The following is a 10,709-nucleotide window of genomic DNA, read 5'->3' on the forward strand; positions in this document are numbered from 1 at the left end:
GCCGGCGAGCCCGCCCGCCACCCCGGCCCCGACCGCCTCGGGCACCCCCGTCCCGGACAAGAACGCCGCGCCCGCGGACGCCCGGCTGACCCTCGCCAAGCCCGGCACCCCGGTCACCGGCCCGGCGGCCAACGGGGACGCCGCGCCCGGCACCGGGGCCGTCGCCACCGGCGCCCTCGCCCCCGGCTTCACCGTCACCCAGACCACCGTGGTCACCGAGCAGCGCGGCCTCGGCCTGTCCGGCCTCACCTGCACCCCGGCCGGCACCGGCTTCTGGTTCGCCGGGGCCAGCACGGCCGGCGACCGGGTCGACTACCTGAGCCTGGTCAACACCGAGTCCTCCGCCGCCGTGGTCGACATCAAGCTGTACGGCGACAAGGGCCTGATCGACAACGACGCCGCCAACGGCCTGACCATCGCCCCCGGCAGCTCCCAGTCCGTCCTGCTGTCGACCCTCACCAAGGGCGCCGTCGCCGACCTCGCCGTCCACGTGGTGGCCCGCTCGGGCCGGATCGGCGCCGCGCTGCACGCGGCCGACGGCAACAAGGGCGCGGACTGGATCCCGGCCTCGGCCGCCCCGGCCGCCACCCAGGTGCTGCCCGGCCTGCCGGCCGACACCACCACCGCTCGCCTGGTGGTCTGGGCGCCGCCGGAGGACGACGCCGACCTGAAGATCCAGCTCTCCGGCAAGAACGGCTGGTTCACCCCGGCCGGCAACGAGACGATCCACGTCAAGGCGGGCATGGTGGCCGCCGTCGACCTCGGCAAGGTCACCCGGGACGAGGTCGCCGGGCTGCGGCTGTCGCCCAGCGACGACAAGCACCCCACGCCGATCGTGGCCGGGCTGCGGGTCGACCGGGCGGCGGGCAACGGCAAGAGCGACGCGGCCTGGCTCACCGGCACCGCCCCGGTCGGCGCGCGAGCCAGCGTCGCCGACAACCGGGCCGGCGCCTCCACGCTCTACCTGACCTCCACCGGCGACGCCGCCACCGTCCGGATCACCGCCTCGGCCGGCAGCGGCGGCGGCACCCCGGCCACCAAGGAGGTCCAGCTCCCGGCCGGCGGCACGGTCGCCCTCCCGGCGCCCGAGCCCGCCGGACTGAACGGCGTCTTCGCGCTCACCGTGGAGACCGTCTCCGGCGGCCCGGTGGCCGCCGCCCGGATGCTCTCCATCCCCGCCAAGGACGTGCCGATGTTCACCGTCCAGGCGCTGCACGACGACCACAGCACCGTCAAGGTCCCGCAGGCCGCCCAGGACCCGGGCGTCGTCCTGCGCTGAGCAGCCGTCGGGGGCGGTACCTTCCCGGTACCGCCCCCGACCCGCCGCGTCCTGCGCTCTCAGTCCTCGTCGTAGCGCGGGTCGATCGCGTCCGGCGAGAGCCCCAACAGCTCGGCGACCTGCTCGATCAGGATCTCGTGCACCAGCGCCGCCCGGTCCTCCCGGGTCTTCGCCCGGATCTCCACCGGCCGCCGGTACACCACGATCTGGCTCTTGTGCCCCTGGTTGCCCGGCGACACCCGCCCCAGCGGCACGCCGTCCTCGGCGTCCGCGCCGTCCGGCTCGTGCAGCGGCACCTCCTGGACGGCGAACTCGACCTCGATCAGCTGCGGCCAACGCCGCTCCAGCCGCTCCACCGACTCACGCACGTAGTCGTCGAACAGTTCGGAGCGGGTGAGTGAGATCGGCACCTGCGGCGGCGCCAGGGGGCCGCGCAGCCCCCTGCCGTGCCGGTCCCGATGCCGGGGGCGGCGCGCTGGGCCTGTCGATGACTGCGGTGCGGAGCTGTCCATATCACTGCCGAGAGTAGTCCTTGGACGGTCGGAAGTGGACCACTCCGACGGGGAATCGCCCGGGGCGGTCGAGACACGGCCCCGGCGCTCGGAGGCGACACGGCACACGCTCCTGACAGGCGGTCTTCGCTCCCCGGCGGGGAGTGCTGTACCGTCCACCCTCGTGAGCTCTGTACGTCGTTGTTCGCGGACCGCGTGCGGCCGGCCGGCCGTCGCAACCCTGACGTACGTCTACGCGGACTCCACCGCCGTGCTGGGCCCGCTCGCCACCTACGCCGAGCCGCACTGCTACGACCTGTGCGCCGAGCACGCCGAGCGCCTCACCGCCCCGCGCGGCTGGGAGGTCGTCCGGCTCGCCGCCGAGGCCGGGCCGCTGCGCCGCAGCAGCGACGACCTGGAGGCACTCGCCAACGCCGTCCGCGAGGCCGCCCGCCCGCAGACGCCGCGTCAGGGCCGTTCGCCCGAGGGCGAGTCCACCGAGGGCAGCCGTCGAGGCCATCTGCGGGTCCTTCGCTCACCGGACAACTGAGGCCGTACGCGCACCGCGCGTGCGTCCGGCACAGGTACGCTGCCCGTCTACCGCCACCGCGCCCGTCGACCGGACGGGTGGTGGCCCCGACGTATTCAGTCCAGAGACCAGGGTGGAGCCGCAGTGCGCGACCTCAAGCAGCTCGTCAAGGCGTACGACGTCCGAGGCGTCGTCCCGGACCAGTGGGACGAGAGCCTGTCCCGGGCCTTCGGTGCCGCGTTCGTGCAGGTCACCGGCGCGACCGCGATCGTGGTCGGCCACGACATGCGCCCCTCCTCCCCGTCGCTGAGCCTGGCCTTCGCCGAGGGCGCCGCCGCCTACGGTGCCGACGTGGTGCAGATCGGGCTCTGCTCGACCGACCAGCTCTACTACGCCAGCGGCAAGCTCGACCTGCCCGGCGCGATGTTCACCGCCAGCCACAACCCGGCCCAGTACAACGGCATCAAGCTGTGCCGGGCCGGCGCCGCCCCGGTCGGCCAGGACACCGGCCTGTCCGAGATCCGCGAGCTGGTCGAGGCCTGGACCGCCGAGGACGACACCGTCACGATCCCGGCCAAGGGCGTGAAGCCGGGCGTGCTCTCCGAGCAGGACACCCTGCGCGGCTACGCCGACCACCTGCTCGGCCTCGTCGACCTCACCACGATCCGCCCGCTCAAGGTCGCGGTGGACGCCGGCAACGGCATGGGCGGCCACACCGTGCCGACCGTCTTCGACGGCCTGCCGATCGAGCTCGTCCCGATGTACTTCGAGCTGGACGGCACCTTCCCCAACCACGAGGCCAACCCGCTCGACCCGAAGAACCTGGTCGACCTGCAGGCCAAGGTCCGCGAGGTCGGCGCCGACCTGGGCCTGGCCTTCGACGGCGACGCCGACCGCTGCTTCGTCGTGGACGAGCGCGGCGAGCCGGTCTCCCCGTCCGCGATCACCGCCCTGGTCGCCGCCCGCGAGATCGCCCGCGCCAAGGCCGCCGGCGAGGCCGAGCCGACGATCATCCACAACCTGATCACCTCCTGGACCGTCCCCGAGGTGGTCCGCGAGCTCGGCGCCAAGCCGGTGCGCACCCGGGTCGGCCACTCCTTCATCAAGCAGGAGATGGCCGTCACCGACGCCGTCTTCGGCGGCGAGCACTCCGCCCACTACTACTTCCGCGACTTCTGGCGCGCCGACACCGGCATGCTGGCCGCGCTGCACGTGCTGGCCGCGCTCGGCGGGCAGCCGGGCACGCTCTCCGAGCTGACCGCCGAGTACGACCGCTACGCCGCCTCCGGCGAGATCAACAGCACCGTCGCCGACCAGGCCGCCAGCACCGCCGCCGTCCGCGCCGCCTACGCCGGGCTGGAGGGCACCAGCGTGGACGAGCTGGACGGCATGACCGTGGCCGGCCCGGACTGGTGGTTCAACCTGCGCGCCTCCAACACCGAGCCGCTGCTGCGCCTGAACGTCGAGGCCAAGGACCCGGCCAAGATGGCCGAGCTGCGCGACGGCGTGCTGGCCATCGTCCGCGGCTGACCCCGGTCCGCGCCTGACCTCAGCGCGTGGTGCCCCGGCCGGTAGGGTTGCCTATCGGCCGGGGCACCTCCGTGCCACCACCGATCTTTGGAGAGCCCTCATGAAGCTCGAATCCTTCCTGCTGGAGATCCTGGTCTGCCCGCAGTGCCGGGCCGCGCTCGTCGAGGGCGGCACCGAGGAGCAGCCTGAGCTGGTCTGCACCGGCGCGGACTGCGGCCTCGCGTACCCGGTCCGCGACGGCATCCCGGTCCTCCTGGTGGACGAGGCCCGCCGCCCGGCCTGATCCTGGGGGCGTGTCGCGCGCTGATCCGACGCGCGTCGTCAGACCCGCCCCGGGGCGAAGCCCCACCCCGCCAGCCGCCCCAGGACAGCAGCCGGAGGCCCTCCGCATGCTCGACGACACCCTGCTCGACGACCCGGCCGCCCTCCAGCGCGCCGACCAGGACCGCGCGCTGCTGGCCCTGGCCGGGGCCGGCGCCCGGGTCCGCACCGCGCTGCGGCAGGCCGACGCGGCCGGCCTCGACCGGCTGCGCCCGGACGGCCGTCCGCGCGCCGTCCTGGTCGCCGGGCACGGCAGTGCGCTGACCGCCGCCGAGATGCTGGCCGCGCTGGCCGGCAGCGCCAGCCTGGTCGTCCCGCTGCCGCCGTCCGAGGCCGTCGCTCCGCGCGCCGACCGGGCCGGTGCCCCGCCCGCGTTCACCTCCGGGCTCGGCTGGCAGCTGCCCGGCTGGGCCGGGCCGCTCGACCTGCTGGTGATCAGCTCCGCCGACGGCGGGGAGCAGGGCCTGGTCGGCCTCGCCGAGCAGGCCTACGCGCGCGGCTGCGCGATCGTCGTCACCGCCCCGGCGGGCAGCGCGCTGGCCGAGGCCGCGCTGCAGGTGCGCGCGCTGCCGCTGCCGTACGTGACCTCGGTGCTGCCCGAGGACGGCCCGCCGGTCGCGGCCGCCGAGCCGGACCTGCCGGCCGAGGACCCGGCCGCGCTGTGGTCCCACCTCACCCCGCTGCTGGCGCTGGCCCAGAAGATCGGCCTCACCCAGCTGCCGTACGACGCGCTGGCGGGCGTCGCCGACCTGCTGGACGCCACCGCGGTGCGCTGCCGCCCCGACGCGGCCGCGTACACCAACCCGGCGAAGGGCCTGGCCGCGCGGCTGGCCGGGACCGTCCCGCTGCTGTGGGCCGAGGGCCCGATCGCCGGGGCGGCCGCCGACCGCTTCGCCGCCCAGCTGGCCGACCGGGCCGGGCGGCCGGCCCTGGCCGGGGAACTGCCGCAGGTGCTCACCGCCCACCGGGGCATGTTCACCGGGCAGCTGGGCGCGGGCGCGGACCCGGACGACTTCTTCCGCGACCGGGTCGAGGAGCCGGACCCGCTGCACCTCCAGGTGCTGCTGCTGCGGCACGTTCCGGGTACGGCCGGATCGACGGAGGAACAGGACGGCCCGGCCGAGGTGCCGGAGGAGGACGCCGGCCCGCGCAGCTTCGGCGTGACCAGGGCGCACCGGCTGGCCGCCGCGCACGACGTCCGGCTGACCGAGTACGCGAGCACCCGGCCGGAGGCGCTGCACGCGCTGGCCGACCTGGTCGCGCTGACCGACTTCGCCGCCGTCTACCTGGGGCTCGCCGCCGCGCAGGCCTGAGACGGTCGGGCCGCCCGGCCGGTAGGTTGAGCGCTCGACGACGCTTGACCGAACCGTGAGGATTGCTTGGCATGAGTACCGAAGGCGGCACCAAGGCACTGGTGGCGGCGCTGTCCGCGAATCTGGCGATCGCGGCGGCCAAGTTCACCGCCTTCGGCTTCACCGGCTCCTCCTCGATGCTGGCCGAGGGCGTGCACTCGGTGGCCGACTCCGGCAACCAGGTGCTGCTGCTGGTCGGTGGCAAGCGGGCGCGCCGGGCGGCGGACGAGGAGCACCCGTTCGGGTACGGCCGCGAGCGCTACGTGTACGGCTTCCTGGTGGCCATCGTGCTGTTCAGCGTCGGTGGCCTGTTCGCGGTCTACGAGGGCTGGCACAAGGTCAACCACCCGGAGGCTCTGGACTCCTGGGGCTGGGCGGTCGGCGTGCTGGTCTTCGCCATCGCGATGGAGGGCTGGTCCTTCCTCACCGCGGTGCGCGAGTCGGCGAAGATCAAGGGCGCCCAGAGCTGGACGCAGTTCATCCGCACCGCCAAGGCGCCGGAGCTGCCGGTGGTGCTGCTGGAGGACACCGGCGCGCTGATCGGCCTGGTGCTCGCGCTGTTCGGCGTCTCGCTCACCGTGATCACCGGGGACGGCGTCTGGGACGGCATCGGCACCCTGTGCATCGGCGTCCTGCTGGTGGTGATCGCCGTGGTGCTCGCCCTGGAGACCAAGTCGCTGCTGCTCGGCGAGTCCGCCGACAGGGACTCGGTGCGGCGGATCCGCGAGGCCCTGGTGGACGGCCGGTCGGTCACCGGGGTGATCCACATGCGGACCCTGCACCTGGGCCCGGAGGAGCTGCTCGTCGCCGCCAAGATCGCGGTCAACGCGGAGGACAGCGCCGCCCGGGTGGCGGCGGCCATCGACGCGGCGGAGGAGCGCGTCCGGGCGGCCGTGCCGATCGCCCGGGCGATCTACCTGGAGCCCGACGTCTACAGCGCCGAGAAGGCCGCGGCGGGCGAGGACCCGGCCGCCACGCCGGGCGGCCCGGGGCCCGCAGCCGAGTAGTGACTCCCGGGCCCGGGCCCGGCCCGCGGCGGCGATCGAAATCGGTCATCGGCGGACGCCCGATGGGGCCATCGGTGTAGATTCGTCCCCAGAGCCAGAACGTCGCTGCTGATGGCGGTCGATCGGCGGTCCGCGCCCGTAGGGTGTGCGCCGGTCGAGGGAGAGAGGTCCTCCGACGGTTTGTGCTGCGCAGGGAGCCGGTCCGCCACCGCGGAGATCCGGCTGCCCCGGCGTGGCCGTGCATCCGTACGGCCTGTCGAGCGCGACACACGCCCGGACCTTTGGCCCCAACCCCATCAGCGAGGAGCAGACGCATGTCGACCGACATCACCGGTGACTTCAAGGTCGCCGACCTTTCCCTGGCGCCGTTCGGCCGCAAGGAGATCCAGCTGGCCGAGCACGAGATGCCCGGTCTGATGGCGATCCGTGCCGAGTACGCCGCGTCGCAGCCGCTGGCCGGCGCCCGCATCACCGGCTCGCTGCACATGACGATCCAGACCGCCGTCCTGATCGAGACCCTCACGGCGCTCGGTGCCGAGGTCCGCTGGTGCTCCTGCAACATCTTCTCCACCCAGGACCACGCGGCCGCCGCCATCGCCGTCGGCCCGGAGGGCACCCCGGAGAACCCGCAGGGCGTGCCCGTCTTCGCCTGGAAGGGCGAGACGCTGGACGAGTACTGGTGGTGCACCGAGCAGGCGCTGACCTGGCCTGACGGCAAGACCCCGAACATGATCCTGGACGACGGCGGCGACGCCACCCTGCTGATCCACAAGGGTGTCGAGTTCGAGAAGGCCGGCGCCGCCCCGGACCCGTCCACCGCGGACAACGACGAGTTCCGGATCATCCTGGAGCTGCTCAACCGCACCCTGAAGGACAGCCCGAGCAAGTGGACCGAGGTCGCCGCCACCATCAAGGGCGTGACCGAGGAGACCACCACCGGTGTCCACCGCCTGTACGAGATGCACCGTGACGGCACGCTGCTGTTCCCGGCCATCAACGTCAACGACTCCGTCACCAAGTCGAAGTTCGACAACAAGTACGGCTGCCGCCACTCGCTGATCGACGGCATCAACCGCGCCACCGACGTCCTGATCGGCGGCAAGGTCGCGGTCGTCTGCGGCTACGGCGACGTCGGCAAGGGCTGCGCCGAGTCGCTGCGCGGCCAGGGCGCCCGCGTCATCGTCACCGAGATCGACCCGATCTGCGCGCTCCAGGCGGCGATGGACGGCTACCAGGTCGCCACCCTGGAGGACGTCGTCGAGACGGCCGACATCTTCATCACCACCACCGGCAACAAGGACATCATCCTGGCCTCCCACATGGAGCGGATGAAGCACCAGGCCATCGTCGGCAACATCGGCCACTTCGACAACGAGATCGACATGGCCGGCCTGGCGCACCTGCCCGGCGTCGTGAAGACCGAGGTCAAGCCGCAGGTCCACGAGTGGCGCAAGGCCGACGGCCGCACCATCATCGTCCTCTCCGAGGGCCGCCTGCTGAACCTGGGCAACGCGACCGGCCACCCGTCCTTCGTGATGTCCAACTCCTTCGCCAACCAGACGATCGCCCAGATCGAGCTGTTCACGAAGACCGAGCAGTACCCGATCGGCGTCTACGTGCTGCCGAAGCACCTGGACGAGAAGGTCGCCCGCCTGCACCTCGACGCGCTGGGCGTGAAGCTGACCACCCTGACCCAGGACCAGGCCGACTACATCGGCGTTCCGGTCGAGGGCCCGTACAAGGCGGAGCAGTACCGCTACTGATGCGGTGACGCCCGTACGCCGGTGGCCGGCACCCCAGGGCGGGGTGCCGGCCACCGGCGTGTCCGGGCCGTCGGGTCGGCGCGGGACGTTCGGGTCAGCGCAGGACGTTCGTGGTCCAGGTGCTCTCGGCGGCCCCCGTGAGCTGCACCAGCCCGGTCATGGCCGCCAGGCCCCCGAACCGCTCGACCAGCGGCAGGCTGTCGGACTCGGCCGTCGCGCAGACCTGCAGGTCCTTCTCCTCCCGGCAGCTCCTCGAGTCCTTCCCGTAGGCCAGTGGGCCCGCCGGGGCCACGATGATCCCGGCGCTCATGCCGCCGGCCGAGAAGGCCAGGCTGACGGACCAGGGCTGCCCGGCGGCCGGGCGGCTCAGGACGGCCTCGGTCGGTTGGACGCCCTCGGGCAGCCCGGACAGCCGGAACGGCAGCGGGACGGGCGTCGCGCCGACCTTGACGTCGGCGGCGACCCGGAGCAGCACGTCATCGGGTACCTCGTCGCCGTGCGGGCGGTTCGACCGCAACTGCGCCCACCGGCCCGAGGGGGTCTGCCAGCGCAGGATGCGCTGCCCGCTGTCGAACGTCGGCTGCGCCGGGCTGGTCACCCAGTACGCCGTCCGGCCGTTGACCGGGTCGGCCGGCTGCTTCTCCTGCTTCTGCACCGGCGACTCGTCGAGCGGGGGCTCGGGGCCCTCCGGATGGACGATCAGTTCGAGCTGCCGCCCGGAGGGGCTGGCCTGGCTCGCGCGGGTGAGGACGAAGCCGTCGCCCGCCTGGTAGCCGATGCCGTGCTGAGGGTCCAGCCAGTCGGGGAGCCAGCCGAAGGTGCCGGCGCTGACCAACGGGTCGGTGCCGTTGCCGACCGGTGTCGCGGGCGGGGCGGACGGAGCCGGCGTACCGCCCTCGCCCCGGCCCGCCGGCACCAGCCGGGTGGCGGGCGGCGCGTCGCCGCCGGACGGCAGCAGCAGGGAGGTGGTGGTGACCACGGCGGCCGTGAGCGCGGCCACCGCGCCGAGCGCGGCCGCACGCCGGCGGCGCAGCCGGGACCGCCCGCGGGCGATCGACGCGGCCGGGTCGAAGGTGGGCGGCGGGGCCGGTTCCTCGGCCAGGGCCGTCAGGCGGTCGGTCAGCTCGTCCGGTCCGATGGTCATGACGTCCTCTCTGGGACGGAGGGGTGGGGAACGAGGGTCCTGCGCAGGGCCTCCAGCGCGCGGGAGCTCTGGCTCTTCACGTTGCCCGGCGAACAGTCCAGGGCCTCGGCGGCCTGATCGATCGAAAGGTCGCAGTAGTACCGCAGGACGACGGTGGCCCGTTGGCGGGGCGGCAGGGCGGCCAGGGCCCGGCGCAGGTCGAGTGCGGTGTCCAGGTCGAGCCCCACGGCGGGGGTGTCCGGCTCGCTGTCGGTCCGGACGGTCCGGCGCCACCACGCGGTGCGCTGCTCGCCCAGGAAGGTGTTGACCAGCACCCGGCGGGCGTAGCCGTCCAGGTTCTCCACCCGCCGGGCCCTCGCCCAGTTCACGTACAGCTTGGTGATCGTCTCCTGGACCAGGTCGTCCGCCCGGTGCCAGTCCCCGCACAGCAGATAGGCGACCTTCCGCAGCCAGCCGCTCCGGGAGGCCACGTACTCCGTGAACCCCTCGTCGCGCGTCTGCTTCGCCATCCGCACCCCCTCTCGTCATGGCGGCGGCACCGGTGCCGGTGCCGTCCACACCCCTAATGCGCGGACCACCGGGGAACGTTGCACGAGGACGCGCACGTAGGCTTCGGGCATGCCCAACGGCCGGTACTCGCTCCACGACACTCACGACCACGTCCTGCTCGGCGAGGAGCGCTTCAGCTGCGCCCCCGGGGCGGCCGGGTGGCGGTACGTCTCCAAGACCTACGCGCCGGACGGGCGGGTGATCGGCAGCGTCGACCTCACCCTGGACTCGCGGGCCCGGCCGCTGCGGATGGAACTGCGGGCCGGGGGCTGGCAGGTGCGCGGCGGTGCGGTGGACGGGGTGGCCTGGGTACGGACCGACGCGGCGGACCCGGGCGGCGAGCACACGACGGAGGGCCACGACCGGGCGCACGCGTTCACCGGCCGCTCGCCGGGGTTCCTGGTCGCCACCGCCCGGCTGCTGCGGCTGCGGGAGGGGGCGAGCGCGCGGGTGCGGCTGGTGGCGTTCGCCGAGCCGGTGCTCGCGCCGCGCACCCTCGACCAGGGGTGGCTGCTGGAGGGCGTCGACACGCACGAGACGGACTCGGGGCCGCTGCTGGTCGAGCGCTACCAGGTCGCGGACCTGGAGACGGGGGAGCAGCGGGTCGTGCACCTGGCGGGGGACGTGGTGCTGGCGGCGGACGGGATCGAGCTGGAAGAGCTGGAGTCGCCGCCGAATGGCTGGCGGGTGGGGGCCGAGGAGTAGCGGGGGGCCGGGGTCCTGTCTCTTATACACATCTGACGC

The 10,709-nt window shown here is 73.8% G+C and carries 11 protein-coding genes; 8 read left to right on the forward strand and 3 right to left on the reverse strand.

Annotation, left to right across the window (positions count from 1 at the left end; all coding sequences use genetic code 11):
• On the forward strand, positions 1 to 1,279 hold a 1,279-nt coding region (locus OP86_RS31120; protein ID WP_063832495.1), incomplete at its 5' end, for a DUF5719 family protein.
• Positions 1,280 to 1,338: 59 nt separating this feature from the next.
• On the opposite strand, the gene OP86_RS31125 is transcribed toward OP86_RS31120, so the two are convergent.
• Positions 1,339 to 1,791: a metallopeptidase family protein gene (locus OP86_RS31125; RefSeq protein ID WP_078589508.1), complete on the reverse strand. Its 453-nt coding sequence runs from the start codon at positions 1,789 to 1,791 to the stop codon at positions 1,339 to 1,341.
• A 112-nt stretch (positions 1,792 to 1,903) separates the two neighbouring features.
• Here OP86_RS31125 and OP86_RS31130 point away from each other — a divergent pair, with 112 nt between their 5' ends.
• The 6 genes from OP86_RS31130 to ahcY all read left to right on the forward strand — a co-directional run bounded on the left by OP86_RS31130 (position 1,904) and on the right by ahcY (position 8,272).
• A complete protein-coding gene (locus OP86_RS31130) occupies positions 1,904 to 2,320 on the forward strand; it encodes a DUF3499 domain-containing protein (protein WP_078589513.1) in 417 nt (138 codons plus the stop codon).
• A gap of 123 nt (positions 2,321 to 2,443) precedes the next feature.
• Positions 2,444 to 3,829 carry a phosphomannomutase/phosphoglucomutase gene (locus OP86_RS31135; RefSeq protein WP_030061301.1) on the forward strand — a complete coding sequence of 462 codons (1,386 nt, stop codon included), beginning with the start codon at positions 2,444 to 2,446 and terminating at the stop codon, positions 3,827 to 3,829.
• 100 nt (positions 3,830 to 3,929) lie between these two features.
• Complete coding sequence (locus tag OP86_RS31140) at positions 3,930 to 4,112, forward strand: Trm112 family protein (protein ID WP_030061300.1); 183 nt, start codon at positions 3,930 to 3,932, stop codon at positions 4,110 to 4,112.
• A gap of 106 nt (positions 4,113 to 4,218) precedes the next feature.
• Entirely contained in the window at positions 4,219 to 5,463 is a 1,245-nt protein-coding gene (locus OP86_RS31145) for an SIS domain-containing protein (RefSeq protein ID WP_030061298.1), read from the forward strand.
• A gap of 71 nt (positions 5,464 to 5,534) precedes the next feature.
• Positions 5,535 to 6,509, forward strand: coding sequence for a cation diffusion facilitator family transporter (locus OP86_RS31150; protein WP_030061296.1), 975 nt, complete (start codon positions 5,535 to 5,537; stop codon positions 6,507 to 6,509).
• Positions 6,510 to 6,823: 314 nt separating this feature from the next.
• Positions 6,824 to 8,272 carry an adenosylhomocysteinase gene (ahcY, locus tag OP86_RS31155; protein ID WP_030260730.1) on the forward strand — a complete coding sequence of 483 codons (1,449 nt, stop codon included), beginning with the start codon at positions 6,824 to 6,826 and terminating at the stop codon, positions 8,270 to 8,272.
• Between the two features lie 94 nt (positions 8,273 to 8,366).
• Here ahcY and OP86_RS31160 read toward each other — a convergent pair whose 3' ends face one another.
• Complete coding sequence (locus OP86_RS31160; RefSeq protein WP_030260729.1) at positions 8,367 to 9,416, reverse strand: hypothetical protein; 1,050 nt, start codon at positions 9,414 to 9,416, stop codon at positions 8,367 to 8,369.
• Entirely contained in the window at positions 9,413 to 9,925 is a 513-nt protein-coding gene (locus OP86_RS31165; RefSeq protein WP_030061289.1) for a SigE family RNA polymerase sigma factor, read from the reverse strand. The genes OP86_RS31160 and OP86_RS31165 overlap by 4 nt, the downstream gene beginning before the upstream one ends.
• Positions 9,926 to 10,034: 109 nt before the next feature.
• Between OP86_RS31165 and OP86_RS31170 the strand changes: the two genes are divergently transcribed.
• Positions 10,035 to 10,670: a hypothetical protein gene (locus tag OP86_RS31170; protein ID WP_030061287.1), complete on the forward strand. Its 636-nt coding sequence runs from the start codon at positions 10,035 to 10,037 to the stop codon at positions 10,668 to 10,670.
• Positions 10,671 to 10,709: the final 39 nt, after the last annotated feature.

Origin of the sequence: Streptomyces novaecaesareae (assembly GCF_000716875.1) — a bacterium.
GTDB lineage: Bacteria > Actinomycetota > Actinomycetes > Streptomycetales > Streptomycetaceae > Kitasatospora > Kitasatospora novaecaesareae.

What these genes read in the sequence shown, in the direction of transcription:
- ahcY (WP_030260730.1), top strand. Translation starts at nt 6,824, where the DNA reads ATGTCGACCGACATCACCGGTGACTTCAAGGTCGCCGACCTTTCCCTG.
- OP86_RS31160 (WP_030260729.1), bottom strand. Translation starts at nt 9,416, where the DNA reads ATGACCATCGGACCGGACGAGCTGACCGACCGCCTGACGGCCCTGGCC.
- OP86_RS31165 (WP_030061289.1), bottom strand. Translation starts at nt 9,925, where the DNA reads ATGGCGAAGCAGACGCGCGACGAGGGGTTCACGGAGTACGTGGCCTCC.
- OP86_RS31145 (WP_030061298.1), top strand. Translation starts at nt 4,219, where the DNA reads ATGCTCGACGACACCCTGCTCGACGACCCGGCCGCCCTCCAGCGCGCC.
- OP86_RS31150 (WP_030061296.1), top strand. Translation starts at nt 5,535, where the DNA reads ATGAGTACCGAAGGCGGCACCAAGGCACTGGTGGCGGCGCTGTCCGCG.
- OP86_RS31140 (WP_030061300.1), top strand. Translation starts at nt 3,930, where the DNA reads ATGAAGCTCGAATCCTTCCTGCTGGAGATCCTGGTCTGCCCGCAGTGC.
- OP86_RS31125 (WP_078589508.1), bottom strand. Translation starts at nt 1,791, where the DNA reads ATGGACAGCTCCGCACCGCAGTCATCGACAGGCCCAGCGCGCCGCCCC.
- OP86_RS31170 (WP_030061287.1), top strand. Translation starts at nt 10,035, where the DNA reads ATGCCCAACGGCCGGTACTCGCTCCACGACACTCACGACCACGTCCTG.